The organism is Sphingomonas sp. CARO-RG-8B-R24-01 (assembly GCF_022662295.1).
In the GTDB taxonomy this organism is placed as follows: domain Bacteria; phylum Pseudomonadota; class Alphaproteobacteria; order Sphingomonadales; family Sphingomonadaceae; genus Sphingomonas.
This window is the reverse complement of record NZ_JAKNQI010000001.1, coordinates 340,270-366,653: the sequence shown is the minus strand read 5'-3', so window position 1 is coordinate 366,653 and position 26,384 is coordinate 340,270. Positions and strand designations below refer to the sequence as shown.

Genomic DNA, 26,384 nt, shown 5'->3' with positions numbered 1-26,384 from the left:
GCGGTCAGGCCTGATACGGGGCGCTGACCGTGGAAACGGTGGCCATCGCCGGGCCGACCGTGCCAGCCAGCGCGACCGATCCGACGAGGACGGTGGCGACGAGGGCGACGAGCAGCTGCGGGATCGAGGTGCGGTTCTTATACTGGCTGTCCATTGTGCTTCTCCCTGTTCGTGTCTGGTGCCCCGTGGGGCGATGTCAGAAGCATTGCAGGGAGTGTGCCAACTGCCGGAATGGCGGAATTGCGAGGCTTTCTCCCAGATGAACGAGAAGGCGCTTGCCAAGGCTTGGGACTTTACGCCAAGCCTTGGGAATGGAGCGAGTCAGCCAGGTCATCGGACAATCGGGGGCATTTCTCGATGCGCTCGAACTCGCAAGCCGCGCAGCCGCGCTCGACCGTCCGGTACTGGTGATCGGCGAGCGCGGGACGGGCAAGGAACTTGTCGCCGAGCGCCTCCACCGCCTGTCGCCGCGATGGGACCAGCCGCTGGTCATCATGAATTGCGCGGCCTTGCCCGAGACGCTGATCGAGGCCGAACTGTTCGGGCATGAAGCGGGCGCGTTCACCGGCGCGACCAAGGCGCGGGCAGGGCGGTTCGAGGAGGCGCATCGCGGAACGCTGTTCCTCGACGAACTCGGCACGCTGTCGATGGCAGCGCAGGACCGGCTGCTGCGCGCGGTCGAATATGGCGAGGTCACGCGGATCGGGTCGTCGCGGCCGATGCGGGTCGACGTGCGGATCGTGGCTGCGACCAACGAGCATCTGCCCGACAAGGTCGCGTGTCATCAGTTTCGCGCGGATCTGCTCGATCGATTGAGTTTCGAAGTGGTAACGCTCCCGCCGCTGCGCGCGCGCCGGGACGACGTGATGGTGCTTGCCGAGCATTTCGGTCGGCGCATGGCGGCGGAACTGCACCGCGACGACTGGCTCGGTTTCACCAAGGCGGCAGAGGCGCAACTGATCGCCTATGCATGGCCGGGCAACGTCCGCGAATTGCGCAACGTGGTCGAGCGCGCGGTGTACCGGTGGGATCTCGATGCCCCGATCGATGCGATCCAGTTCGATCCGTTCCAGTCGCCGTATCGGCCGGCGACGCCGATGGCGACGCTACCGAACGATCCGGTGCCGACCGCGTCCACCGCACCGGCTACCGCAGCGCCGCCTTCACCGATGGTCCCTTGTGATGACGGCAAGCCGATGGATTACAAGGCGCGGCTGGCGCGGTTCGAATGCGAGATGCTGCAGACCGCCTTGGCGGAGAACCGCTTCAACCAGCGCGCGACCGCGGAAGCGCTGGGGCTCAGCTACGATCAGTTGCGCCACGCACTGAAGCGCCACGGACTGATTTCGGGCGCTTCTTCCGAATCGGTTGCGTAACGAGCGGGCCGGACCCATTTCGGCCAAGCGACGTTAGGGTGAGCGACCCCGTCATTACCAAAGGAGAAGAGCCATGGCTTTCGAACTTCCCCCGCTGCCGTATGCCTATGACGCGCTGGAGCCGACGATCTCGAAGGAGACGATGACGTTCCACCACGACAAGCATCACGCTGCCTATACCAACAAGCTCAACGAAGGCGTCGCGGCCGATCCCAAGCTCGAGGGCAAGTCGATCGAGGATATCCTCGGGATGATCTCGACGCTGCCGCCGCTCGTCCGCAACAATGGCGGCGGGTTCTGGAACCACGACTTCTTCTGGAAGATCATGGCACCGGCCGGCACGACCAAGCCATCGGGCGCGCTCGCCGAGGCGATCGAGACCTATGGCGGGCTCGACAAGCTTAAGGAAGATTTCAACACCAAGGGTGCGGGCCAGTTCGGTTCGGGCTGGGCGTGGGTGATCAAGGATTCGAGCGGCGCGCTCAAGGTCGTCTCGACGCCCAACCAGGACAATCCGTTGATGGACGATGCCAAGGACAAGGGTACCCCGATCCTCGGCAACGACGTGTGGGAGCACGCCTACTACCTGACGTACATGAACGACCGTCCGGGCTATCTGAAGGCCTGGTGGGACGTCGTGAACTGGGACGAAGCCGGCAAGCGTTTCGACGGCGCGAGCGCCTGATCCTGCATGGGTGAAAACGCAGTTGCATAAAACGCACGCGTTAACGCTCACATTGCAGTTGATCTAAATCGCGCTGCACTGCACAAAGAGCGTGCCTTTCAGGCATCCTCTCCTAAAACTTTCAAGGCCGGTCGAAAGACCGGCCCTTTTTTTTGTTTGCTGGCCTGCTATGGTTCGGGTGCTGTCGTAGCGCCGGACATAAAACAGAAACGCGGGACGAGGAACGCCGCCGGAAAGACCGGCAACGGCGACACGATTGCCGGGGGATCGAGCAGGTAATGCTCTCCCCCGCGATTTCCTTCTTATTATTTTTAGCCGATTCACTTCCCCGGCGAAGGCCGGGGCCCAGTAGTGAGATCGGAGATAGCGCGCGACTGCCCTTCGTTTCGTTCACCTTCGCTACTGGGCCCCGGCCTTCGCCGGGGAAGTATTTAGAAGAAAACCGGTATCGCGAATCACTCGACCGGGGGGACCGGCGGTTCTTCGCCCATCTGGAAGCCATGCTTCATCAGCATCGGCACGTTGGCGAAGGCGAAGATCAGTGTCAGCGGAATCACCCCCCACAGCTTGAACCCGAGCCAGAAGCTGTAGCTGAACTCGTGCCGCACCACCTCGTTCAGCACGGCGAGGAACGCAAAGAACGCCGCCCAGTTGATCGTCAGCTTGCGCCATCCGGTTTCGTTCAACCCGGGATAGGCCGAATCGAGAAACAGGCTCAGCAGTGGCCGGCCCGTGACCAACCCGAACACCAGGATTGCCGACAGCATGACGTAGATGATCGTCGGCTTGATCTGAATGAAATTCTTGTCGTGGAAATACAGCGTCAACCCGCCGAACACGAGCACCAGTGTGCCGGTCATCCACAGCATCGGGGAGATGCGACCGGATTTGACCAGCGAGTAGATCATCGCCGCGACGCTCGCGATCATGAACGCCGCGGTCCCCGCGATGAGCTTTGCGGTATCGAAGCCCGGCGCAAGGAAATTGACGAGGAAGAAGATCGCGATCGGACCGATGTCGACCGCGAGGCGCTGGCCCGCGGAGAGCGGCGGTTTGGGCGGAAGGGCTTGGGTGGAGGTCATTTGCGGACCCCTTCCACGCCGGCGATGATCCGCGCAACCTCGTTCGCGTCGAACGGGCGCAGATCCCCTATGCCTTCGCCGACGCCGATCGCATGGATCGGCAGGCCGTATTTCTCCGCTGCCGCGACCAGCACGCCGCCGCGCGCGGTGCCGTCGAGCTTGGTCATGACGAGGCCCGTGACGCCCGCCGATTCCTTGAACACCTCGATCTGGTTGAGCGCGTTCTGGCCGGTCGTCGCATCGAGCACGAGCAGCACGTCATGCGGCGACTCGGCGTTGAGGCGGCCGAGCACGCGACGGATCTTGGACAGTTCGTCCATGAGTTCGCGCTTGTTCTGGAGGCGGCCGGCGGTGTCGACGATCAGCACGTCGATGCCGGTGGCGGTCGCCTGCTTGACCGCTTCGTACACGATCCCCGCGGCGTCGCCGCCTTCCTTGCCGCTGATGAGCGGCACGCCCGCGCGCTCGGCCCAGGTGGCGAGCTGCCCGATGGCGGCGGCGCGGAACGTGTCGCCCGCGGCGAGCATCACGCCGTAATCCTGCTCCTTGAGCAGATGCGCGAGCTTGGCGATCGTCGTCGTCTTGCCCGAGCCGTTGACGCCGATGACAAGGATGACGTGCGGGCGCGGGAAGCCGGTGATCTCGAGCGGGACCGCGACGGTATCGAGCGACTTCTCGATTTCCTCGGCGACGACGAGGCGGATGCCGAGCTCCTCCATGTCGCGCTCGAACACGCCGGTCGACAGGCGACGGCGGATCCGCGCGGCGGTCTCGGGGCCGAGGTCGGAGGCGATCAGCGCTTCCTCGATCTCGTCGAGCGTCGCGGTGTCGAGCGGGCCGGTGCCGAGCCCGGCGAGGTTGCCGATCAGCCGGTCGGAGGTGCGCTTGAACCCGCCGAGGAGTTTGTCGTGCCAGCTTGGGGTCATGCGAGGGTCTCTTGTGAAAATGCTTGCTGCTGTTTTTGCTGTTGCTGCTGCTGTTGTTGCTTCCCCGGCGAAGGCCGGGGCCCAGGAGCGATGTCAGAGGTTGGAGAGGATGGCGCTTCGTTACCGGCGTCTCGCGACTGGGCCCCGGCCTTCGCCGGGGAAGCGGAAATGGGGGAAGCAAAAAGCGTGTTTCCGTCGCTCCCGGTGATCCGGACGCGCTGAACAGATCCGACCGCAAGCGTCTCGAACCGCGCCTCGGCAAAGCTGCCGATATGCCCGCGATCGCCCGGCCGTTCGACCAGCACGTCCTGAGTCGTGCCGATCAGCCCGTCCAGCCACGCCGCCTTGCGCACCGCCGCCGCCTCACGCAGCACCGCAGCACGCCGCTTCCGCTCGGGCACGGGCACCGCGGGCATTCGCGCGGCGGGGGTGCCGTCGCGCTCGGAATAAGGGAAGATATGCGCGTGGACGATGTCGCAATCGTCGATCAGCGCGCGCGTATCCGCGAACATCGCCTCGTCCTCGGTCGGGAAACCCGCGATCAGGTCCGCGCCGATCGCGATCTCAGGGCGTGCAGTCTTCAGCCGTTCGACCAAAGCGACGCTGTCGGCGCGCGCATGGCGGCGCTTCATCCGCTTGAGGATCAGGTCGTTCCCCGCCTGGAGCGACAGATGGACATGCGGCATCACCCGCGCTTCCTGTGTCAGCAACGCGAAAAGCCGGTCGTCGATCTCGACCCCGTCGAGCGATGACAGCCGCAACCGTTCGAGCGCAGGGACATGCAGCAGGATCCGTTCGACCAGCAGACCTAGGCTCGGCGCACCGGGAAGGTCGGGGCCGTAGCTCGTCAGATCGACGCCGGTCAGCACGACCTCGCGGTGCCCGCCGTCGACGAGGCCTGCGACGTGATCGATCACCGCGCCCGCCGGGACCGATCGGCTGTTGCCGCGGCCATAGGGGATGACACAGAAAGTACACCGATGGTCGCACCCATTCTGCACCTCGACGAAGGCACGCGCGTGGGTTGCGAACACCGCAGACAATTGCGGCGCGGTCTCGCGTGCGGACAGGATGTCGCCGACCATGACGGCGTCGTTCGCGGTCCAGGCGGCTGGGGACCGTTTCTCCACGTTTCCGAGCACACGGTCCACCTCGGGCATCGCCGCGAAGCTCGCTGGATCGATCTGCGCGGCGCATCCGGTGACGACGATCTGCGCATCGGGGCGATCGGCGCGGGCGCGGCGGATCGCCTTGCGGGTTTCGGCAACCGCGCCATTGGTGACCGCGCAGCTGTTGACCACGACCGTATCCCCGTCGCCCGCGAGCGCGCGAATCGCTTCGCTCTCGGCGATATTGAGACGGCAGCCGAGGCTGATGATCCGCGGGGAAGGCATGGCCGCGATCTAGGGGTGGTGGGGTACGAAGTCCATGTATCTGCTGGTCGCGCGAAATCAGGCGCTGCGACGCCGCTCCGCATCGGAGACGGCCATGATCCCGGGCACGGGCATCTGCAGCAGGCGACGTTCCGCCAGCAGGCGGCGTGTGTTGGCAACGCTCAGCGGCTGTCCGTACAGGAACCCCTGACCCTTGGCGCAACCGACCGCGCGCAGGCGTTCCTCGATCCGGGCATCGGCGATCCCCTCCGCGATGATCTGCAGATTGAGGCTGTCGCACAACCGCGAGATCGCGGTGACGAGGGCAGTGCTCTCGGCGCTTTGCTCGATCGACAGGACGAGGCTGCGGTCGATCTTGATCTGGTCGAAGGGCAGCGCCCGCAGGTGCGACAAAGCGGAGAAGCCGGTGCCGAAATCGTCGAGCGCCAGCCGCACCCCCTGATTCTTGAGGCTCCCGACGATCGATTGCGTCAGCGTCAGATTGTCGAGCAGGGTCGCTTCGGTAATCTCGATTTCGAGCCGGTTGGCGGGGAAGCCGGTTTCGGTCAGGACCTTGATGATCTTCTGCGCCATCCACGCGTCACGCAGTTGCAACGGGGAGATGTTGACGGCCAGCGTCAGCCCCGCGTCCCAGTCGCGCGCCGCCTGGAACGCCTGCCGCATGATCGCGAGCGACAGGTCGCTGATCAGCCCGGTCTGTTCGGCAATGGGCACGAAAGCATCCGGTCCGAGCAGCCCGCGCACGGGGTGTTCCCAGCGGGCGAGCACTTCGAAGCCGCACAGGCGCCCGGTGAGCAGATCGATCTGCTGTTCGAAATACGGCACGATTTCCCCCCGCGGAATTGCGAGGCGCAGTTCGGCCTCGAGATCGCTGCGCGCCTTCCGTTCGCGCTCCATCGTCTTGTCGAACCAGGCGAACCGGTTCCGCCCCGCATTCTTGGCGGCGTACATGGCGGTATCGGCCGATCGCATCAGCGTGTCGAAGCCTGCGGTCGCGTTGTCCGAACGCGCGATGCCGACCGATGCCGATATGTGCAGATGGATGCCGTCGGCCTGGAACGGCTTGGCAAGCCTGGCGACGAGCGTCTCGGCCACCTGTTCCACCGCCATCGGATCAAGCGGATCGAAGGTGAAGGCGCAGGCGAACTCGTCCCCGCCCAACCGCGCGGTCAGCGCCTGCGGCGGCATGGCGTCGGCAATTTCGCGTGCGACCGCCATCAGCAGTGCATCGCCGGTCGCATGGCCGTGCAGATCGTTGACGATCTTGAAATGGTCGAGATCGAGCAGCAGCAATGCCATCGCCTTGCGCCGGCTCGTGGTCTGGCTGGCCATCGCGGCACCCGCTTCGGCAAGGCTGCGGCGGTTGAGGAAGCCGGTCAACGGATCCCGCGCGGCGAGATGCTGCGCGCGTTCCTCGGCCGCCGTCCGGACGGACACTTCGTTTGCCAGATGGCTGTGGCGGCGCCACCCGATCAGTATCAACGCGATGTTGAGCAGCAATGCGATGACCAGCGCCTGATCGGTATGGACGGGACTTCCGACCAGCTGCTGGACCGTGCTCGACAGGGCCGCGCTGCCGAGCCCGACGAACAGCAGGATCGCAGCGACGGTGATCGCATTGCCGACCAGGTCGCTGCGGGGAGCGGGTTCGGGGCGGCTGTCCTGTGCCTCGGTCTTGCGGGTATCTGTGTCGCGTATCGTCATTTAGGCCAGCCTCCCGTCGGGACGCCCATCTCACGCCATCCATGTACGAGACGTTAAACCCGCCGGGTTGCAGCGACGAACGCCTTGCGGTAAGGGACAAACCGATCGCTCCACCGTGAAGCGTGAAGGCTGTCCTGCGGGACTACGCCGGCCGACGAGGTTTCGTCCGCCGGCGCTCTTTGCGTTACGCGGTGAATGCGCTGAATTGGAAGGGTTTTTTCGGATGTTCGAGAGCCTGAGCGACCGTCTTGGCGGTGTGTTCGATCGGTTGCGGGGGCGCGGTGCGCTGACCGAGGCCGACGTGCGTGCGGCGATGCGCGAGGTTCGAGTCGCGTTGCTCGAGGCCGACGTCGCGCTGCCGGTGGCGCGCGATTTCGTCGATCGCGCGACCGAGCAGGCGGTTGGGCAGAACGTGCTGCGCTCGGTCACGCCGGGGCAGCAAGTCGTCAAGATCGTCAACGACGCGCTGGTCGAGATGCTGGGCGCGGAAGCGTCGGATCTGGAACTCGACGTCGCGCCGCCCGCGATCATCATGATGGTCGGCCTGCAAGGGTCGGGCAAGACGACCACGACCGCCAAGATCGCGCTGCGCCTCGCCAAGCGGCAGGGCAAGAAGGTGCTGATGGCGTCGCTCGACGTCAACCGCCCGAACGCGCAGGAGCAGCTCGCGGTGCTCGGCACGCAGGCAGAGGTTTCGACCCTGCCGATCGTCGCGGGGCAGCAGCCGGTCGATATCGCGCGGCGCGCGGTGCAGGCGGCGAAGCTGCAGGGCTTCGACGTGCTGATGCTCGATACCGCGGGTCGTCTCCACGTCGACCAGGCGTTGATGGACGAGATGCGTGCGGTCGCCGAGGTGACCAAGCCGACTGAGATCCTGCTCGTCGTCGACTCGCTGACCGGGCAGGATGCGGTCAACGTCGCGCAGAACTTCTCGGATCAGGTGCCCCTGACCGGTATCGTGCTGACGCGGATGGACGGCGATGCGCGCGGTGGTGCGGCGCTGTCGATGCGCGCGGTCACCGGCAAGCCGATCAAGTTCGCCGGCATGGGCGAGAAGCTCGACGCGCTCGAGGCGTTCGATCCCAAGCGTGTCGCGGGCCGGATCCTCGGCATGGGCGACGTGGTCGGCCTCGTTGAGCGCGCGGCGGAAGCGATCCAGGTCGAGGACGCCGAGAAGATGGCGGCCAAGCTCGCCAAGGGCGAGTTCGACCTTGACGATCTGCGCGCGCAGCTCGGGCAGATGCGCCGCATGGGTGGCCTCGGCGCGCTGGCGGGGATGATCCCCGGCATGGCCAAGGCCAAGCAGGCGATGGCCTCGGGCGCGATGGACGAGAAGATCCTCGTCCGCTTCGACGCGATGATCACGTCGATGACCCCCAAGGAGCGCCGCAAGCCCGAACTGCTCAACGCCAAGCGCAAGATCCGCGTCGCCAAGGGCTCCGGCACGACCGTGCAGGAGGTCAACAAGCTCCTGAAGATGCATCAGGAAATGGCGACCGCCATGAAGAAGATCAAAAAGATGGGCGGCCTCAAGGGCATGGCCAAGCTGTTTGGTGGTGGTGGCGGCATGGGCGGCGGCGGAGACGGCGGCGCTGGTGGCCTCGGCGGGATCGACCCGTCCAAGATGTTTAGCGGCGGTGGCGGGGGTCTTCCCGGCCTCGGCGGCGGCCAGACGAAGCTCCCCCCGGGCTTCGAGAATTTGCTCAAGAAGAAGTGATCGCCATGCGGCCAAAAGCCGCTGGCAAAACTAAAGACCGAAGAAGAAGGAAGTAATCTACAATGGCAATCAGCATTCGTCTGTCGCGTGGCGGCTCCAAGAAGCGTCCGTATTACCGCATCGTCGTTGCCGATGCGCGCAGCCCGCGCGACGGCAAGTTCATCGAGAAGCTGGGCACCTACAACCCGCTCCTCGCCAAGGACGACGAGAAGCGCATCGTGCTCGACGCGGACCGCGCGAAGCATTGGCTGAGCGTCGGCGCGCAGCCGACCGATCGTGTCGCACGCTTCCTCGACGTGGCTGGCATCCGTGAGCGCGCCGCGCGCACCAACCCGAACAAGGGCAAGCCCGGCGAGAAGGCCGTCGAGCGCGCGGAAGAGCGTGAGAAGAAGCTCGCTGACGCCGAAGAGGCAAAGGCAGCAGCAGCGGCAGCCGCCGCTGAAGCAGCCGCAGCGCCTGCGCCTGCCGCCGAAGCGACCGACGATGCCGTCAACGAAGGCGAGAGCGCCTCGGCACCGGCAGAAGGCTGATGTCCGGCGACTCCCCCGTCACGCTCGCGGTCGTGATCGGCGCGCATGGGGTGACGGGGGAGGTGCGTCTCAAGGTCTTCACCGAGGATCTTGGGCAGTACAAGACGTTCAACGGTGGCGCACTGACCCTCAAGTCGGTGCGCCCCGGCAGCAATGGCGCGATCGCGCGGATCGCCGAAGTCACCGACCGCAACGCCGCCGAGGCGATGCGCGGGACCGAACTGACCGTGCCGCGTTCTGCGTTACCGCCTCTGGAAGAGGGCGAATATTATCACGCCGACCTGCTCGGCCTGCCGGCGGTTTCGCTGGAGGGTGAGGCGCTCGGCCATGTCGTCGCAATCGACGATTTTGGTGCTGGCGACGTGCTCGAGATCGAGCGGCCCGACAAGAAACGCTTCATGATCCCGATGAACGTAGACGCGGTTCCCGAATGGAACGCGGAGCGCGTGGTCGTGGACGGGGCGTTTATCGTCTGAGCGGGTAATTCGTCCAATCGCCGTCATTTCTCAAGTAGCCGTCATTCCTTAAGATCACCGTCATCCCCGCGTAGGCGGGGATCCATACTGGCTGACCGTGATGACTTGCGAGGGACGGTGCTAATGGATTCCCGCCTTCGCGGGAATGACGGATGGGGCCGGGGGCCACCTCAGCGTCCCGCCGCCACACCGCCGTTCCACCATCACCGCCGCATCGGCCGCCGTTCATTCAGCAGATTACGGATCGTCGTCGCGGCGACGCCCGCTTCGCCCATCGCGTGGCTGATCTGGTCAAGCCCCTTCACCACATCCCCCGCCGCGAACAGCCCCGGGATCGAGGTGCGTTGATGGTCGTCGACCTCGAGGCACCCTTCGCCCGTCGCACGCGCCCCCGCAGCGACCGCGAGCTTCGAACGGATGGTGGAGCCAAGTGCCGGATAGACGCTGTCGAACGCCAGATCGCCGCCGGGCGTCGTCACGACCATCTGCTCCCCCTCGATCCGCATCGGCGAGCAGGGGCCGTCGACATGGACGATCCCCGCCTCTTGCAGCTTCGCTTGGCAGGCATCGTCGAGCTCGTGCCGTGCGCCCGGCGCGATTAGCGTCACGTCGCGGGTATAGCCGCGCAGGAACAGCGCTTCCTTCATCCCGTGGTCGCCGGTGCCGATCACCCCGACACGCTTGTCGGTGACTTCATAGCCATCGCAGATCGGGCAATAGCGGATCAGCCCGCGCGCCAGCGCTTCGTCGTGGACCGCACGGTCCATCTCCGGGCGGATGTTGACGACGCCGGTTGCGAGCAACACCGAGCGCGTCGGGAAGACGCGGTCGCCGACGCGGACCTCGAAGTCGTTGCCGGTCGGGCGGATTTCGGTCACCTCGGCCGCCTCGCGCACCGCACCGAATTCCTCGGCCTGGTCGAGCATCAACCGCAACAGCTCGGTCCCCTTCACACCACCGGGATAGCCCGCGTGGTTGTGCGTCCGCGGGATCAGCGCCGCGCGACTGCTGCCGCAGTCGAACAGCCGGATCCGCAAGTGAAACCGCGTGAGATAGATCGCGGCGGTCAGGCCTGCGGGGCCGGCGCCGATGATGATGCAGTCGTCCATGTTTGCGATACGTCTGCACGGTCGCATCGTTCCTTGACGATCTGTCGGACTGTATATACATTTGGTATATACGGAGATCGGCATGACACAGGAATATCGCGCCAAGGTATTCAAATCGGGGAATTCATTAGCGGTGCGGCTGCCGAAGGGGCTTGGTGCGATCGAAGGAACAGAAATGATCGTCCGAGAAGATCGCGGCACGTTCACCTTCGAGCCTGCGAACAGGCAGCGAAAGATCTCCGGGGATGGCTGGATGGGGGCGTTGCCCTGGTTGTCGCCCGTTGCGCCGGAAGATCGCGAGTTCGACCACAGCCCGCGACCGTGGGACGACCCTGACTGGCCATCGGCGGTGTGATCTATCTCCTCGACACGAATATTTGCATTCTGTTGCTAGCAACGAAGGCGGACCGTCTTCGCGCCCGCGTGCTTGATTGTGTCGAAGGCGATCTGGCGGTTTCCTCCGTTACGTTCGCCGAGATTGCCTTTGGTAGCCGGAACGGAAAGATGCCGCCCCTAAAGGTCCTGGAAGCCTTCATACGCGACGTCCCGCCAGTCCCGTTCGACACCGCGGCGGCGCGTCACTATGCCGAATTGCCTTTCCGGCGCGGCAGTTTCGATCGCCTGATCGCCGCCCATGCGCTCGCGCTCGATCTGACCCTCGTGACCAACAACGAACGCGACTTTGCCGACATCCCCAATCTGCGCGTAGAGAATTGGACGCTATGACTTTCGCCGCCACCGTCCTCACGCTCTACCCCGAGATGTTCCCCGGCCCGCTCGGTGTCTCGCTCGCGGGCCGCGCGCTGGGGGAGGGGAAATGGTCGCTCGACGCGCGCAACATCCGCGACTTCGCGAGCGATAAGCATCGCACCGTCGACGAGACCCCGGCAGGTGGCGGCGCGGGCATGGTGCTCAAGGCCGACGTCCTTGCCGCAGCGATCGACAGTGTCGCGACCGGCGCGCCGATCCTGGCGATGACCCCGCGCGGCCGCCCGCTCACGCAGGCGCGCGTCCGTGACCTCGCGCAGGGGCTCGGCGTTACCGTGCTGTGCGGGCGGTTCGAGGGGTTCGACGAACGCATCTTCGAAGCCCGCGCGATCGAGGAAGTGTCGATCGGCGATTATGTCCTGTCGGGCGGCGAGATGGGCGCGCTCGTCCTGCTCGACGCTTGCATTCGGCTGCTTCCCGGCGTAATGGGCGCGGCTTCTAGCGGTGATGACGAGAGCTTCGAAAGCGGCCTTCTCGAATATCCGCAGTACACCCGACCATTTGAATGGGAAGGGCGCACGATCCCCGAAGTGTTGCGATCGGGGGATCATGCGAGGATTTCGGCATGGCGCAAGCACATGGCCGAGACCGATACACGGCTACGGCGGCCGGATCTGTGGGAGCGCCATGAGGGTGCTCGGGTCCAACCGCCCTCTGGCGCGCGACGACAGACGAAGGACGCATGAGATGAATCTCATCCAGACGATCGAAGCCGAGAACATTGCAAAGTTTCTCGAAACCAAGCAGATCCCCGAATTCCGCCCTGGCGATACGCTCAAGGTCGGCGTGAAGGTTGTCGAAGGCGAGCGCACCCGCGTCCAGAACTACGAAGGCGTGTGCATCGCGCGTTCGAACAAGGGCATGGGCAGCAACTTCACCGTACGGAAGATTTCGTTCGGTGAGGGCGTGGAGCGCGTCTTCCCGCTGTATTCGCCGAACATCGACAGCATCGTCGTCGTCCGCAAGGGCGCGGTGCGTCGTGCGAAGCTGTACTATCTGCGTGGCCGCACCGGCAAGTCGGCGCGTATCGCAGAGCGTCGCGACACGCGTCCTGCAAAGGGCACTGCCGCAGCCGAATAAGCTCGGCGCGTTTTGTGGAAGAATCAGGGCGCGGGGACGATCGTCTCCGCGCCCTTTTTCGTGTGCATCGCATGGCCATCGAGGTTGGGCGACGGCATGCCCACGCTTGATCGTGCAACCACGACGCCCTCCGGGTAAGAGCGGCGAACCACCCGAGGGATCATCGATGTCGCAGCTTCCCCGTCCCGTCGACCCCCTCGCGATCTCCGTCGAACCGGACGGTGCGCCCCGGATCGCGGTGCTGGACATGCTGCGTGGGATCGCGATCCTCGGGATCCTGTTCATGAACATCAACGACATGGGCCAGTCGATGACTGCGTCGTTCGACGATATTCGGCATCTCGGCTGGTCGATGCCGGATCAGATCGTCTGGTGGATCCGCGAAGTGCTCGCGATGGGGACGGCGCGCGGGATGCTGGAGATGCTGTTCGGCGCGGGAATGGTGATCCTGACCGAGCGGCTTGCGCGGCAGGCCGACGAATCGGTGGTGCTGCGGCGATACTTCACGCGCAACGTCATCCTGTTCCTGTTCGGCCTGGTGCACGTCTTCGTGCTGCTGTGGCCCGGCGATATCCTGCACACCTATGGGCTCGCCGCTCTCGTTGCGTTCCTGTTTCGCGAGTTGCGCCCGCGCGCGCTGCTGTTTCTGGGAGCGAGCATGGCCATGTTCTTCCTGATCGGCGGCGGCATGAGTTACAGCGTCGACCGGACCAACGCGTCCGCGCGGGAGCGCGTCGAGCAACACCGGCATGCGCACGCGCCGCTGACGCGCGAAGACCAGGCGGTGCTGGCCGACCAGGCGGAGCAGCGGACGCAACGCGCGACGCTGAAGCGCGATAGCAGAGCCCGGATCGTCGCCGAGGACAAGGCGCGTACGGGGACGTTCGCGACCTGGGCGGCGCAGCAAGGGGGTACTTTCAGGTATATGGAGGAACAGGGGTTCGAACTTCTGTTCGTATGGGAGGCTGCTGCGACGATGCTGATCGGCGCGGGGCTGTTTCGGCTCGGCGTTCTGCAGGGTTTGCGATCGGTGCGATTCTACGGGGTGATGACGGGTGCGGCCTATGCGATCGGGGTCCCGTTGCGCCTGCTCGAAGCGTATGAGGGCACGCGTTTTACCGCCGCGCCGCAGATCAGCATGGCGACTAGCGAAGTCGCACGGCTGGCGATGACGCTGGGGCATGTCGGGTTGGTCAATCTGCTCGTCACCACCGCGCTGGGGGCGACGCTGTTGCGGCCATTCACCGCAGCGGGGCGGACGGCCTTGTCGATTTATGTCGCGCAGACTCTGATCTGTCTGTGGGTGCTGTACCCTCCGTTCATGCTCGCTTGGTACGGCAGGATGAGTTGGGCGGGCCTTATGCTGACTGCGATCTTGGTCAACGGCGTGCTGCTGATCGGCGCGAACCTGTGGATGCGCTGGTTCCGGATCGCCCCGGTCGAATGGGCGTGGCGTTCGCTGATCGAGCGACGCGCGTTGCAATGGCGCCATGTCCGGACAGGGGCCGGCGCAATCGCCTGACGCCAAGGGCCTTTACGCAAGCCGCCGGCGTCGCGATAAGCCCGCAACGCCCGCGATCGTCGGGCCGGGCAATCGAGAGAGCGGAGATGCGGGATGCGGGCGACTTGGGCTTTTGCGGGCGTGATGCTCGCCTGTGTGGCGGTACCTGCGATGGCTGCTGATCCTGCCCCCACCCAATTGACGCTGAAAGCCGTGTTCGGCAGCCCCGATCTGTCGGGCGTCCAGCCGCGCGGCGTCAAGCTCTCGCCCGATGGGACGTTGCTGACGTCGCTGCGCCCGCGTGCCGACGAGAAGGAGCGGTTCGACCTGTGGGCGCGCGACACCCGAACCGGGCAGGAGCGGATGCTGGTCGATTCGAAGAAGGTCGGCTCGGGCGCGGAACTGTCCGAAGCCGAGAAGATGCAGCGCGAGCGCGCGCGGATTGCGGGTTCGAAGGGGATTGTCGCGTACGATTGGGCCCCCGATTGCAAGACAATCCTCGTGCCGATCGACGGCGACCTGTATCTGGCGGGCCTCGACGGCGCCACGCGGCGGCTGACCAACGCGCCGGGCGATGGCGCGCTCAACCCGATCATCAGCCCAAAGGGCGGGTTCGTCAGCTTCGTGCGCGGGCAGAATTTGTTCGTCCAGCCGCTCGGCGGCGGCGATGCGCGCGCCGTCAGCAGCGATGGCGGCGGGACGGTGCATTGGGGCGAGGCGGAGTTCGTGGCGCAAGAGGAAATGGACCGCCGCACCGGATACTGGTGGTCTCCGCAGGACAGCCACATCGCGGTCGAGCGGTTTGACGAGGCTCCGGTAGGCGTGGTCACGCGCGCCGCGATCGGCGCGAACGGGACCAAGGTGTATGACCAGCGCTATCCCGCTGCGGGAACGCCCAACGTGGCGGTTGCGCTGTATGTGATGAAGGCGGACGGGTCGGGGAAGGTCAGGGTCGATCTCGGCCAGAACCCCGACATCTATCTCGCCCGCGTCGACTGGACGCCCGATGGCAGCGCATTGCTCGTCCAGCGCGAAAGCCGCGACCAGAAGACGCTCGACATGCTCAAGGTCGATCCGGCGACCGGCAAGGCGACCGTGCTGTTCACCGAGAAGTCGGGTACGCGCAGCTGGCTCAACCTGTCCGACGCCTATCGCCCGATGAAGGACGGGAGTCTCATCTGGCGTTCGGAGCGGACCGGCTTCGGCCACCTCTACCGCTTCGCGAGCGGAAAATGGACTGCGCTGACCAAGGGCGACTGGATCGTACAATCCCTGCTCGGGGTGGACGAAGCCAAGGGGCGGTTGTTCTTCACCGGCAACAAGGATGGCGTGCTCGAGCAGCATCTCTATTCGGTCGACATCGCGCAGCCAAACCAGATCACACGGCTGACCGAAGCGGGCTGGTGGAACAACGGCACGATGGACGAAGCCGCGACGCGGATGATCGTCTCGCGCTCCAGCCCGACCCAGCCGACGCAGGTCTATCTGGCGGATGCGGCCGGCAAGCGACTGTCGTGGATCAACGAGAATGCGGTCGTGCCGGGGCATCCTTATTACCCCTATCTGGCGGCGCATCAGCAGACCAAGTTCGGCACGATCAAGGCCGAGGACGGGACCGATCTCTATTATGAGATGATCACCCCGCCGCTCGAGCCGGGCAAGAAATACCCCGTCTTCTTCCAGCATTATGGCGGCCCCGGCACCGGGCAGCAGGTCACGCGCGGATGGGGCGGGGCGTTGCCGCAGTACCTCGTGCAGCACGGCTATATCTATTTCCAGATCGACAATCGCGGCTCGTACAATCGCGGCAAGGCGTTCGAGGATCACATCTACCGCGCGATGGGGACGGTCGAGGTCGCCGACCAGCTTGCGGGGGCGAAGTTCATCAAGAGCCAGCCGTTCGTCGATCCATCCAAGGTGGCGATCTATGGCTGGTCGTACGGCGGTTACATGACGCTCAAGATGCTCGAGGCGAACCCGGGGGTCTATGCGGCGGGCGTATCGGGCGCGCCGGTGACGCAATGGGAGCAATATGACACCCATTATACCGAGCGCTACATGGGCTCGCCGGTCGCGGACAAGCAGGCGTATATTGCTTCGGATGCTTTGGGGAAGGCGCCTGCGATCAAGGATCCGTTGTTGCTGATCCATGGGATGGCGGACGACAATGTCGTGTTCACCAACTCGACCGCCTTCGCCGCGCGGATGCAGGCGACCGCGACGCCGTTCGAGATGATGTTCTACCCGGGCTATACCCACCGCGTCGGCGGGCCGGGGATCAGCGAGCATCTGTGGGGGACGATCCTGACGTTCCTCGATCGGAACGTGAAGGACAAGCCGACGAAGTGACCCAACCCGCTTCCCCGGCGAAGGCCGGGGCCTAGGAGAGGCACGAGAGAATGCGAGCGGCTGCGCTCCGTTACCTCCACCTTCGCTCCTGGGCCTCGGCCTTCGCCGGGGAAGCCGTAGCGAGACAACTCGGCTAGGGCGGCCATCATCATGCGGTTCCTCACCACTTTCCACCTCTGGCCGTTCCTCGACACGGTCGTCAGCTATCTCGTCGCGTTCGTGCTCGGCACGCTGATCGGCGCGGAGCGGCAGTATCGTCAGCGCACCGCAGGCCTGCGCACCAACGCATTGGTCGCGCTTGGTTCGTCCGCGTTCGTCGATCTCGGCCAGCGGCTCGGCGGCGACATCGAGTCGATCCGGATCATCGCTTATGTCGTGTCGGGGATCGGTTTCCTCGGCGCGGGCGTGATCATGAAAGAGGGGATGAACGTCCGCGGCCTCAACACCGCCGCAACGCTCTGGTGCTCGGCGGCGGTCGGCGCGATCGCGGGAAGCGACATGATCGCCGAGGCGGTGCTGCTCACCGGCTTCGTCATCCTCGCCAACACGATGCTGCGCCCGCTGGTCGACGCGATCAATCGCATCCCGCTGGAAGGCCGCAACGTCGAGGCGACCTACACCGTGACGATCAGTACCGACGCCGCCGAGGCAGGGCCGATGGGGGACCTGCTAGCCGAGCATCTGGAAGCCGCGCAGCTGCCGGTCGCCGAGCTCGACGTGATCAACCGCGGCGAGGACCGGGTCGAGATTGTGGCGAAGCTCGTCAGTACCAATATAGCGGTGAGCGAACTCGACGCGCTGACCGACCATCTGGCAAAGGTCCACGGCATTACGCATGCGACCTGGCAGGCGCGTACGCACGATTAGCAAAGCGATTGGACGTGCCGGCGTAACAACGCTACGGGCGCGTTCCGAACTGGAGGATTACATGGGTTACAGGATCGTGGTCGCGGGCGCGACGGGCAACGTCGGGCGCGAGATGCTCAACATTCTTGCGGAGCGCGAATTCCCGCTCGACGACATCGCGGTCGTCGCATCGTCTCGCAGCCAGGGCGACGAAGTCGATTTCGGCGAGACGGGCAGGAAGCTTAAGGTCCAGAATATCGAGCATTTCGATCCGACCGGCTGGGACATGGCGCTGTTCGCGATCGGCTCGGAAGGGACCAAGCTCCACGCGCCGCGCTTTGCCGCCGCCGGCTGCACGGTGATCGACAATTCGTCGCTGTACCGGATGGACCCGGACGTGCCGCTGATCGTGCCGGAAGTGAACCCGGATGCGATCGCGGGCTATACGAAGCGCAACATCATTGCGAACCCGAACTGCTCGACCGCGCAGATGGTCGTCGCCCTCAAGCCGCTGCATGATTTCGCCAAGATCAAGCGCGTCGTCGTCGCGACCTATCAGTCGGTGTCGGGCGCGGGCAAGGCGGGGATGGACGAGCTGTTCGAGCAGTCGCGCAACATCTTCGTCGGCGATTCCGCCGAGGCCAAGAAGTTCACCAAGCAGATCGCGTTCAACGTGATTCCGCATATCGACAGCTTCCTCGACGACGGGTCGACCAAGGAAGAGTGGAAGATGGTGGTCGAGACCAAGAAGATCCTCGATCCGAAGATCAAGGTCACCGCGACTTGCGTCCGCGTGCCGGTGTTCGTCGGCCATTCGGAAGCGATCAACATCGAGTTCGAGAATGAGATCTCGGCGGAACAGGCGCAGAAGATCCTGCGCGAAGCACCCGGCGTGATGCTCGTCGACAAGCGCGAGGACGGCGGATACGTCACGCCGGTCGAATGCGTCGGCGAATATGCGACCTTCATCAGCCGCGTGCGCGAAGATTCGACCGTCGAGAACGGGCTGTCGCTGTGGTGCGTGTCGGATAACCTCCGCAAGGGTGCGGCGCTGAACGCGGTACAGATCGCGGAGCTGCTCGGGCGGCGGTATCTGAACAAGGGGGACTGAGGGTCTTTGAGCCGATGATAGCTTCGTGCTATCATCGGCGCATGGCACAGCTCCTCATTCGCCAGATTGATGATGCCACGATCAGGCGGCTGGAAACTTTGGCGCGGGAGCGCAAAACCTCGGTCGAGGCCGTCGCGCGGGCGGCAATCGATCAGGCGGCACAGCTGACCGTCGCGGAAAAGCTCGAGATCGTTCGCGAGATGCAAGACTGGAGTCGGCGCGCGCGAGTTCCGGGCGTGCCGCAGACGCCTGGCGTCGACTTGATCCGCGAGGGACGGGACGAGTGATCGTCGACGCGAGTGTCGCGTTCAAATGGCTCGTCGAAGAATCGGACAGCGATCAGGCGATTCGCTGGATCGGTTCTGGCGCATCTCTATTAGCACCGACGTTGATCCTTTCCGAAACGGGTCACGCGATGACGAAGTGCATTCGGCGTGGCGAACTCTCGGCGGAGGGAGCGGACGAGCGCTTCGCGCGCTTGACGACCCTGCTGACCCTGTTCGACGACACCCCGTTCATGGGCCGCGCGTTCGATCTTTCGATCGCGCTACGGCACGGGTTCTACGATTGTCTCTATCTCGCAGCGGCCGAGGCGTTGGGGGATCGATTGCTGACGGCGGATGCGGTGTTCGTCGGTAAGGTTGCGGATCACGCGCTGAAGGGATCCGTGTTGCTGCTTGGAGCAAAGCCATGACCGAGGCCATGACCGGCGGCTGCCAATGCGGGCGCATTCGCTACAGCGTCGCGATCGAGAACGACGACGCGTATCTCTGCCATTGCCGGATGTGCCAGCGCGCGACCGGCGGGGTGTCGATCGCGTTCAAGAACGTCAAGATCGCCAACGTCACCTGGGAGCGCGAACCCGATCGCTACCGGAGCTCCCCCATCGCCCAGCGCGGTTTCTGCAGCGCGTGCGGCACGCCGCTGACGTTCGAGTTCCTCGAACCGGGCGAGACCATGGACCTGACGGTCGGCAGTTTCGACGAGCCCGGGCGGTTCGTCCCGAGACATCATTTCTCCCCCGAGACTTGGCACGCGGCATGGCTGGACACTAAGGATCTCCCGACAACGCGGGTCGCGGACAATCCGTCGACCGCAGATCGATGGATCAAGGCACTTGGCAAACTCCCCGATTGAACCGCAGTTTTTCGAAAGCGTCGACGGTGCGCGGCTGGCGTGGCGCGAATTGGGGGAGGGGCGCGCCGTCGTCCTGATCCACGGCTATTTCTCCGACGCGACGACCAACTGGATCAAATACGGCCACGCCGAGAAGATCGCCGCCGCGGGTTTCCGGGTGATCATGCCCGACTTGCGCGGGCATGGATCGAGCGCGAAGCCGCACGACGCGGCCTCCTATCCCCCCGACGTGCTGATGCGCGACGGGCTTGCGTTGGTCGCGCACCTCGGCCTCACCGATTACGATCTTGCGGGCTATTCGCTCGGCGGGCGGACGGTGATGCGGATGCTCGTCAACGGCGCGACGCCGCGGCGGGTGGCGGTGTCGGGGATGGGGCTCGACGGGATCGTCCATACGCAGGGGCGCGGCGGCTATTTCCATAACGTCCTGACCAACCTCGGCAGCTTCAAGCAGGGCACGAGCGAATGGCTGACCGAGGCGTTTCTCAAGACCACCAAGGGCGATCCGCGCGCGTTGCTGCGGGTGCTCGACACGTTCGTCGATACGCCGCCTGAGGCGCTGGCGACGATCCGGCCGCCGGTGCTCGTCGTCAACGGGGTGGATGATCACGACAATGGCTCTGGCGAGGCACTCGCCGCGGCGCTGCCCGACGGGCGCTATGCGAGCATTCCGGGCAATCACATGAGCGCGGTGCTGAAGCCCGAGCTTGGCCGCACGATCGCCGATTTTCTGGTTGCTTGATTAATGTGCCCGTGCGGCACAATCTGCTGAGCGAACTATCGGGGGAGTCACATCGTGCGCACCAGTCTCGCGGCACTGTCTATCGTTCTGGCCTTGGGTGCTACGCCTGCGTTTGCGGGCGAGGGCGCTCCCACTGTGGCAACCGGTGAAACCGTCACCCCGGTCGCCGCCGATGCCTTTGTAGCGCGCGCGGAGAAGGCGCTCGAGGCTTTCTCGACCCCTGCGCAGCAGGTCGCCTGGATCAACGAGACGTTCATTACCGACGATACCGACGCGATTGCCGCCAAGTTCGGCGCAGAAGGCACCGAAATGTCGGTCAGATATGCGCTCGAAGCCGCGAAATACGCCAGGATTCCGGGGCTGTCCTACGATACCAAGCGCAAGATTGACCTGCTTCGCAACGGGCTGACGCTGCCCGCGCCGACCACGCCGGGCGCCGCGACCGAGCTGGCGACGATCGTGACGCGCATGTCGTCCGAATATGGCAAGGGCAAGGGCACGCTCGACGGCAAGCCGATCAACGGCAGCGATATCGAGGCGGCCATGGGATCGGTCCGCGATCCCGCCAAGTCCAAGGAAATGTGGGTCAGCTGGCATGACAACGTCGGCGCGCAGATGCGCAAGGACTATGCGCGTCAGGTCGTCATCGCCAATCAGGGCGCCAAGGAGCTCGGCTATGCCGATGTCGGCGCCTTGTGGCGCTCGGGCTACGACATGGCGCCCGACCAGTTCGCCGCGCTGACCGACAAATTGTGGAAGCAGGTCGAGCCGTTGTATGTCGCGCTCCACACCTATGTGCGTTCTAAACTCAACGAAAAATACGGCGATGCGGTGCAGGCGAAGACCGGCCCGATCCGCGCCGATCTGCTCGGCAACATGTGGGCGCAGGAATGGGGTAACATCTATGACGTCGTCGCGCCTGCGGGTGCCGGTGATGTCGGGTACGATACGGGCGATCTGCTCAAGGCCAAGGGCTATGACCCGGTCAAGATGTTCAAGACTGGCGAGAGGTTCTATTCCTCGCTCGGGTTCAAGCCGCTGCCGGACACGTTCTGGGCGCGCTCGCAGATCGTCAAGCCCGCCGACCGCGAGGTGATCTGCCACGCGTCGGCGTGGGACGTCGACAGCATGAACGACCTGCGCATCAAGATGTGCACCAAGGTGAATGGCGACGACTTCGTCACGATCCATCACGAAATGGGGCATAATTACTATCAGCGCGCCTATAATGCGCAGCCATTCCTCTACAAGAATGGCGCGAATGACGGCTTCCATGAAGCGATCGGCGATTTCGTCGCTTTGTCGATCACGCCCGATTATCTGGTGCGGATCGGGCTGCTCGATCAGTCGAGGGTGCCGAGCGCGGACAAGGATATCGGGCTGCTGCTCCGCCAGGCGATGGACAAGGTCGCGTTCCTGCCGTTCGGGTTGCTGATCGACAAATATCGCTGGGGCGTGTTCTCGGGCGCGATCCCCGCGACCCAGTATGAAAAGGGCTGGGACGACCTGCGGCTCAAATATCAGGGCGTCGTCCCGCCGGTCGCGCGTGACGAGACGCGGTTCGATCCGGGGGCGAAATATCACGTGCCCGCGAGCGTGCCGTACACACGCTACTTCCTCGCGCGCTTGCTCCAGTTCCAATTCTATCAGGCGGCATGCAAGCAATCGGGCAGGAAGGGGCCGCTGCATCGCTGCTCGTTCTACGACAACAAGGCGGTGGGCGATAAGCTGAACGCGATGCTGGCGATGGGGCAGTCGAAGCCGTGGCCGGATGCGCTCGAGACGTTCACCGGCAGCCGTGAGATGTCGGGGCAGGCGATGGTCGCGTATTTTGCGCCGCTGAAGGCGTGGCTCGACAAGCAGAACAAGGGGAAGCCGTCGGGCTGGTGAGGGGTAGCGGCGCTCGGTTGTTTTAAAGCGCGCTTCCCCGGCGGAGGCCGGGGACCAGTCGAGATGTCCGAGGTATTCGAGCACAAGCGCCCGCCATCTTCGGTCTCGCTACTGGGCCCCGGCCTTCGCCGGGGAAGTGCATAAAGGGGGAGGCGCGCACTCAGTTCGGGATCGTGCCCTCGTCGGCGATGCCCGCCTCGAACGACTTGCTCGAATCGCTGCCGTCGGCCTGATGCGCGCCCTTTACCGGCTTCGGCTTGGGTTTCGGCGCCGCGGGCGTGCTGCCGCGGAGCGCGAACAAGGCTGCTGCTGCCGCGCCGACTGCCGCGACGCCGCCGACGATCTTGGCGGTGGTCCAGCGCGGCTTGGCGGCGGGGGCCGGAACCTTGGTGTCCGTATCGTTCGCCACCGGCTTTGGCTTGAGCGCGCCCTTTCCGCCGGTCACCGGACGGCTCGCGGCGGTGCGCGGCTTGGCCGGCTTGCGCGGGGCGGGCGGCTTGGGCCCGCTGCCCTTCGCGCCCGCAGGCTTTGCCGGCTTGGCGGGTTTGGGGGGCTTGACCGGCGTCGTCGCGTCGGTTTCGTCGTCGGTCGGCTTCTTCGGTGGCTGGGCCATCGTATGTTCCTTGAATCGTTACGTCGTCCGAACGCGTCAGCGGGGCGCGGTGTCCGTCGCCTAGCGGAACGGCGGCTCGTTGAACGCGCGCAGCTTGCGCGAGTGAAGCTTGTTGCCTTCGCGCCGTAACTCCTCGCACGCTTCGATCCCGATCCGCATATGCTCGCTGATCGCGCGTTCGTAGAAGCGGTTGGCCTGACCCGGCAGCTTCAACTCACCGTGAAGCGGCTTGTCCGACACGCACAGCAAGGTGCCATAGGGCACGCGGAAGCGATAGCCCTGCGCCGCGATCGTCGCGGATTCCATGTCGATCCCGACCGCGCGCGACAGCGAAAAGCGCAAGGCGGAGCGCGAATATTGCAGCTCCCAGTTGCGGTCGTCGGTCGTCACGATCGTGCCGGTGCGCAGGCGGCGCTTGAGCTCGTCGCCGGTCTGGCCCGAGACCGTCTCCGCCGCGCGCGCCAATGCCAACTGGACTTCGGCGATCGCCGGGACCGGGATTTCGGGCGGGAGCACGTCGTCGAGAATATGATCGTCGCGCAGATAGGCGTGCGCGAGGACATAGTCGCCGATCCGCTGGCTCGGGCGCAGCCCGCCGCAATGGCCGATCATCAGCCACGCCTCGGGGCGGAGCACCGCGAGATGATCGCAGATCGTCTTGGCGTTGGAGGGACCGACGCCGATGTTGACCAAGGTGATCCCGGTGCCGTCCGCCGCCATCAGATGATAGGCGGGCATCTGGTGCCGCCGCCACGCGCTGGTATCCGCGAGCATCGCCTCGACATCGTCGCCCGCGCGCATCAGCACGCCGCCCGCGCCCGAGACGCCGGTATAGCGGCTCGGCGTACCGTCCGCCTGCGGTTCGAGCTGCGCGCACGCCCAGCGGACGAATTCGTCGACATAGCGATGGTAATTGGTGAACAGCACGTAGCGCTGGACGTGCTCGGGCGGGGTGCCGGTATAGTGCCGCAACCGTGCGAGCGAGAAATCGGTGCGCAAGCCATCGAACAGCGCGAGCGGGCGGGGCCCACCGTTGAGCACCGCGTAGCGCCCGTCCGCGATCTCGTCACCGATATGCGCGAGCTCGGTCGCGGGGAAGTGCCGCGACAGGTCGACCGCAGAAACTGCGTCTAGGCTGAGCGCGTGGCCTGGATCGATCACATAAGGAAAGGGGATTTCCTGCCGCCCAGGGACCGCCTCGACCGTGACGTCATAATCCTCGATCAGCAGCGTGAGCTGTTCGGTGAGATAGTCGGCGAAGATCGCGGGCTTGGTGACGCTGATCGCATAGGCGCCCTCGCTGACGAGGCGACCGAACGACCGCGCGGGGACGGGGCGATCCTCGCCGCCGCGATACTGGAGGCGGATCTCGGGATAGGCAAAGCTGCCATCCGTCCGGCTTTCGGGGGCGGGTGGCGCGCCGGTGGTGATATAAGCGGTGAGCGCGGCCTGGAGCCGCTCGACCGAAGCGCGATACAGGCGATCGAGTTCGGCGACGATGTCGGATGCTTGCGTCATGATCAGCGGTTAAGGGCGGATCGTTACACTGGCAAGACCGATGGAGGACCTAGCGTCCTCACGGCGGAGGTGGGCAGTTGGGCCGATCGGGACGCTGCCGCCATTTTCTTCCGAAGGCAGGGGGCTGGGCCCAAGCAGAAGAACGACGTGCTTCTGCTTTGATCCTAGGCTCCTGCTTTCGCAGGAGCACGAACAGACCTCGACCGTGGTCTCCGGGCGGGAGGCCGAGGGTGCTGCGGCGACAGGCGGTGAACCCGCCGCCCCGGCTTTCGGCGAGGCGACGGGACGGGTTATTCGCCGCCGCGCAGTTTCTTCACGCCGTAGACCGTGCCCGCGACCGCGGCGGCGGCACCGGTGGCGATCGCGGCCGTCGCGACGGGGTGTTCCTTGACCGCCTCGACCGTCGCGTTGAACGCGTCGGTGACCGCTTCCTGCGCCTGCGTCAGGATCGACGGATCGACCACCTTCTTCACCTCGTCAGCGGCCTTGTTGCCAAGATCCTGCGCGGTGTCGGTGGCTTGCTTGATCGTATCAGTCATGAGGAGCTCCCTTCGCATGGAATGCATTACGCGAAGGAAACGAAGTGCGGCGCGCGGTGTTCCGCCGCCGCACTCGGTTCATCGTGCGTTAGATTTCGCTCAGCAGATGTTCGGCCGACGAAACCTTGAATTCACCGGGGGCCTCGACGTTGAGCTGCTCGACGACACCGTCGTTGACCAGCATCGAATAGCGCTGGCTGCGTTCGCCCATGCCGAACTTCGATCCGTCGAAGGTCAGACCGACCGCCTTGGCGAAATCGGCGTTGCCGTCGGCGAGCATCGTGATGGCGCCGGCGTCGCTCGCCTTGCCCCAGGCGCCCATGACGAACGCGTCGTTGACCGCGGTGAAGGCGATCTCGTCCACGCCCTTGGCCTTCAGCTCTGCCGCCTTGTCGACGAAGCCGGGAAGGTGGCGCGCCGAGCAGGTCGGCGTGAACGCGCCGGGAACCGCGACGAGCGCGACCTTGCGGCCCTTGAAGAAATCGTCCGAGCTGACCTGGTCGGGGCCATCGGGCGTGACCTTGGTAAGCATGGTGGTGGGGACGCGGTCGCCGACGGTGATCGTCATGGGAATCTCCTGATGCCGCCGCTCCGACCCGGGATTGGGGAACGGCAGGGCGGTACGTCGTCCGAACGAGTGGAAATTTCAAGCGTGGCGACCGTACCGGAGCCGGCCTATGATACCGGATGATGGAGTCGACGACATATTTGACCGGCCAGTTCCTGCTGGCGATGCCCGGGATTGGCGATCCGCGCTTCGACCGCGCGGTCATTGCGATGTGCGCGCATGACGAGGAGGGTGCCCTCGGGATCGGGATCGGCGCGACCTTGCCGGGAGTCGGGCTGCACGCCGTGCTGGACCAGCTCGAAATCGATGCCGGGGTGGCGCCGAACGCCGCCGTGCATATCGGCGGACCGGTCGAGCCGCGGCGCGGCTTTGTGGTCCACAGCCAGGATTGGGGCGGGCAGGATACGGTCGGGGTCGCGAACCTGTGGGCGCTGTCGGGAACGACCGACGTGTTGCGGGCGATCGCCGCGGGCACCGGGCCGTCGCGCTGGGTCGTCGCGTTGGGATACGCCGGATGGGGGCCGGGGCAGGTCGATTCGGAAATGACGCGGCATGGCTGGTTCAGCACGCCGGGCGATCTTTCGATCCTGTATGATGCGGAGGCCGACCATCGCTGGGAACGCGCGTTCGGTGGGGCCGGGATCGATCCGCGGTTGCTGGTCAGCGGGGCGGGGAACGCGTGATCTTGAAGTCTTGTCGATAAGGCGGCGGGCCCAGCCTTCG

At 65.1% G+C, this 26,384-nt stretch carries 29 protein-coding genes; 19 read left to right on the top strand and 10 right to left on the bottom strand.

Going from position 1 to position 26,384, the window contains the following annotated elements; translation table 11 throughout:
• Nucleotides 1-4 precede the first annotated feature (4 nt).
• Complete coding sequence (locus tag L8G49_RS01630) at nt 5-154, bottom strand: DUF677 domain-containing protein (protein ID WP_242137232.1); 150 nt, start codon at nt 152-154, stop codon at nt 5-7.
• A gap of 157 nt (nt 155-311) precedes the next feature.
• Here L8G49_RS01630 and pspF point away from each other — a divergent pair, with 157 nt between their 5' ends.
• Nucleotides 312-1,376 (top strand): phage shock protein operon transcriptional activator, encoded by a 1,065-nt coding sequence (pspF, locus tag L8G49_RS01625; RefSeq protein WP_242182056.1) that lies wholly within the window; start codon nt 312-314, stop codon nt 1,374-1,376.
• A 73-nt stretch (nt 1,377-1,449) separates the two neighbouring features.
• A complete protein-coding gene (locus L8G49_RS01620; protein WP_242182054.1) occupies nt 1,450-2,061 on the top strand; it encodes a superoxide dismutase in 612 nt (203 codons plus the stop codon).
• 455 nt (nt 2,062-2,516) lie between these two features.
• Here L8G49_RS01620 and L8G49_RS01615 read toward each other — a convergent pair whose 3' ends face one another.
• From L8G49_RS01615 to L8G49_RS01600, 4 genes are read right to left on the bottom strand one after another with little or no spacing between them, the layout of a single operon-like run.
• Nucleotides 2,517-3,143, bottom strand: coding sequence for an inner membrane-spanning protein YciB (locus tag L8G49_RS01615; protein WP_242137229.1), 627 nt, complete (start codon nt 3,141-3,143; stop codon nt 2,517-2,519).
• On the bottom strand, nt 3,140-4,069 hold the full coding sequence (ftsY, locus tag L8G49_RS01610) for a signal recognition particle-docking protein FtsY (RefSeq protein WP_242182052.1): 930 nt from the start codon (nt 4,067-4,069) through the stop codon (nt 3,140-3,142). Before ftsY ends, L8G49_RS01615 begins: the two co-directional genes overlap by 4 nt.
• Nucleotides 4,066-5,463, bottom strand: coding sequence for a tRNA (N(6)-L-threonylcarbamoyladenosine(37)-C(2))-methylthiotransferase MtaB (gene mtaB / locus L8G49_RS01605; protein WP_242182050.1), 1,398 nt, complete (start codon nt 5,461-5,463; stop codon nt 4,066-4,068). Before mtaB ends, ftsY begins: the two co-directional genes overlap by 4 nt.
• A gap of 57 nt (nt 5,464-5,520) precedes the next feature.
• Nucleotides 5,521-7,167, bottom strand: a complete 1,647-nt coding sequence (locus L8G49_RS01600) for a bifunctional diguanylate cyclase/phosphodiesterase (protein WP_242137226.1) — start codon at nt 7,165-7,167, stop codon at nt 5,521-5,523.
• 223 nt (nt 7,168-7,390) lie between these two features.
• On the opposite strand from L8G49_RS01600, the gene ffh reads away from it, so the two are divergent.
• The 3 genes from ffh to rimM all read left to right on the top strand — a co-directional run bounded on the left by ffh (nt 7,391) and on the right by rimM (nt 9,890).
• Complete coding sequence (gene ffh, locus L8G49_RS01595; RefSeq protein WP_242182048.1) at nt 7,391-8,884, top strand: signal recognition particle protein; 1,494 nt, start codon at nt 7,391-7,393, stop codon at nt 8,882-8,884.
• A 62-nt stretch (nt 8,885-8,946) separates the two neighbouring features.
• Nucleotides 8,947-9,414 (top strand): 30S ribosomal protein S16, encoded by a 468-nt coding sequence (gene rpsP, locus L8G49_RS01590; RefSeq protein ID WP_242137224.1) that lies wholly within the window; start codon nt 8,947-8,949, stop codon nt 9,412-9,414.
• On the top strand, nt 9,414-9,890 hold the full coding sequence (rimM, locus tag L8G49_RS01585; protein WP_242182046.1) for a ribosome maturation factor RimM: 477 nt from the start codon (nt 9,414-9,416) through the stop codon (nt 9,888-9,890). The genes rpsP and rimM overlap by 1 nt, the downstream gene beginning before the upstream one ends.
• Before the next feature lie 203 nt (nt 9,891-10,093).
• Here the strand turns inward: rimM and L8G49_RS01580 are convergent, their stop codons facing one another.
• On the bottom strand, nt 10,094-10,999 hold the full coding sequence (locus L8G49_RS01580; RefSeq protein WP_242182044.1) for an NAD(P)/FAD-dependent oxidoreductase: 906 nt from the start codon (nt 10,997-10,999) through the stop codon (nt 10,094-10,096).
• Between the two features lie 82 nt (nt 11,000-11,081).
• On the opposite strand from L8G49_RS01580, the gene L8G49_RS01575 reads away from it, so the two are divergent.
• The 13 genes from L8G49_RS01575 to L8G49_RS01515 all read left to right on the top strand — a co-directional run bounded on the left by L8G49_RS01575 (nt 11,082) and on the right by L8G49_RS01515 (nt 22,423).
• Nucleotides 11,082-11,354: an AbrB/MazE/SpoVT family DNA-binding domain-containing protein gene (locus tag L8G49_RS01575; RefSeq protein ID WP_242182042.1), complete on the top strand. Its 273-nt coding sequence runs from the start codon at nt 11,082-11,084 to the stop codon at nt 11,352-11,354.
• A complete protein-coding gene (locus tag L8G49_RS01570; RefSeq protein WP_242182040.1) occupies nt 11,351-11,725 on the top strand; it encodes a type II toxin-antitoxin system VapC family toxin in 375 nt (124 codons plus the stop codon). Before L8G49_RS01575 ends, L8G49_RS01570 begins: the two co-directional genes overlap by 4 nt.
• Nucleotides 11,722-12,453 carry a tRNA (guanosine(37)-N1)-methyltransferase TrmD gene (trmD, locus tag L8G49_RS01565; RefSeq protein WP_242182038.1) on the top strand — a complete coding sequence of 244 codons (732 nt, stop codon included), beginning with the start codon at nt 11,722-11,724 and terminating at the stop codon, nt 12,451-12,453. Before L8G49_RS01570 ends, trmD begins: the two co-directional genes overlap by 4 nt.
• A gap of 1 nt (nt 12,454) precedes the next feature.
• Complete coding sequence (gene rplS, locus L8G49_RS01560; protein ID WP_010164172.1) at nt 12,455-12,847, top strand: 50S ribosomal protein L19; 393 nt, start codon at nt 12,455-12,457, stop codon at nt 12,845-12,847.
• Nucleotides 12,848-13,013: 166 nt separating this feature from the next.
• Nucleotides 13,014-14,369: a DUF418 domain-containing protein gene (locus L8G49_RS01555; RefSeq protein WP_242182036.1), complete on the top strand. Its 1,356-nt coding sequence runs from the start codon at nt 13,014-13,016 to the stop codon at nt 14,367-14,369.
• 93 nt (nt 14,370-14,462) lie between these two features.
• Nucleotides 14,463-16,697 carry a DPP IV N-terminal domain-containing protein gene (locus L8G49_RS01550; protein ID WP_242182034.1) on the top strand — a complete coding sequence of 745 codons (2,235 nt, stop codon included), beginning with the start codon at nt 14,463-14,465 and terminating at the stop codon, nt 16,695-16,697.
• Nucleotides 16,698-16,847: 150 nt separating this feature from the next.
• Nucleotides 16,848-17,564, top strand: coding sequence for an MgtC/SapB family protein (locus tag L8G49_RS01545; RefSeq protein WP_242182032.1), 717 nt, complete (start codon nt 16,848-16,850; stop codon nt 17,562-17,564).
• A gap of 61 nt (nt 17,565-17,625) precedes the next feature.
• Nucleotides 17,626-18,654: an aspartate-semialdehyde dehydrogenase gene (locus L8G49_RS01540; RefSeq protein ID WP_242182030.1), complete on the top strand. Its 1,029-nt coding sequence runs from the start codon at nt 17,626-17,628 to the stop codon at nt 18,652-18,654.
• 41 nt (nt 18,655-18,695) lie between these two features.
• Entirely contained in the window at nt 18,696-18,941 is a 246-nt protein-coding gene (locus L8G49_RS01535) for a hypothetical protein (protein ID WP_242137215.1), read from the top strand.
• Nucleotides 18,938-19,348, top strand: a complete 411-nt coding sequence (locus L8G49_RS01530) for a type II toxin-antitoxin system VapC family toxin (RefSeq protein ID WP_242182027.1) — start codon at nt 18,938-18,940, stop codon at nt 19,346-19,348. Before L8G49_RS01535 ends, L8G49_RS01530 begins: the two co-directional genes overlap by 4 nt.
• Entirely contained in the window at nt 19,345-19,791 is a 447-nt protein-coding gene (locus tag L8G49_RS01525) for a GFA family protein (protein WP_242137213.1), read from the top strand. Before L8G49_RS01530 ends, L8G49_RS01525 begins: the two co-directional genes overlap by 4 nt.
• On the top strand, nt 19,772-20,533 hold the full coding sequence (locus L8G49_RS01520; protein ID WP_242182025.1) for an alpha/beta fold hydrolase: 762 nt from the start codon (nt 19,772-19,774) through the stop codon (nt 20,531-20,533). The genes L8G49_RS01525 and L8G49_RS01520 overlap by 20 nt, the downstream gene beginning before the upstream one ends.
• A gap of 54 nt (nt 20,534-20,587) precedes the next feature.
• Nucleotides 20,588-22,423 carry a M2 family metallopeptidase gene (locus tag L8G49_RS01515; protein WP_242182023.1) on the top strand — a complete coding sequence of 612 codons (1,836 nt, stop codon included), beginning with the start codon at nt 20,588-20,590 and terminating at the stop codon, nt 22,421-22,423.
• Nucleotides 22,424-22,583: 160 nt separating this feature from the next.
• Here the strand turns inward: L8G49_RS01515 and L8G49_RS01510 are convergent, their stop codons facing one another.
• The 4 genes from L8G49_RS01510 to L8G49_RS01495 form a co-directional block, all read right to left on the bottom strand.
• The gene (locus L8G49_RS01510; protein WP_242182021.1) at nt 22,584-23,036 is read right to left on the bottom strand and encodes a hypothetical protein; all 453 of its coding nucleotides are present in this window, start codon (nt 23,034-23,036) and stop codon (nt 22,584-22,586) included.
• A gap of 60 nt (nt 23,037-23,096) precedes the next feature.
• Nucleotides 23,097-24,554 carry an AMP nucleosidase gene (locus L8G49_RS01505; protein ID WP_242137209.1) on the bottom strand — a complete coding sequence of 486 codons (1,458 nt, stop codon included), beginning with the start codon at nt 24,552-24,554 and terminating at the stop codon, nt 23,097-23,099.
• A 290-nt stretch (nt 24,555-24,844) separates the two neighbouring features.
• The gene (locus L8G49_RS01500) at nt 24,845-25,093 is read right to left on the bottom strand and encodes a hypothetical protein (protein WP_242182019.1); all 249 of its coding nucleotides are present in this window, start codon (nt 25,091-25,093) and stop codon (nt 24,845-24,847) included.
• An 88-nt stretch (nt 25,094-25,181) separates the two neighbouring features.
• Nucleotides 25,182-25,661, bottom strand: a complete 480-nt coding sequence (locus L8G49_RS01495) for a peroxiredoxin (RefSeq protein ID WP_242137207.1) — start codon at nt 25,659-25,661, stop codon at nt 25,182-25,184.
• A 122-nt stretch (nt 25,662-25,783) separates the two neighbouring features.
• Between L8G49_RS01495 and L8G49_RS01490 the strand changes: the two genes are divergently transcribed.
• On the top strand, nt 25,784-26,344 hold the full coding sequence (locus tag L8G49_RS01490; protein ID WP_242182810.1) for a YqgE/AlgH family protein: 561 nt from the start codon (nt 25,784-25,786) through the stop codon (nt 26,342-26,344).
• Nucleotides 26,345-26,384 lie beyond the last annotated feature (40 nt).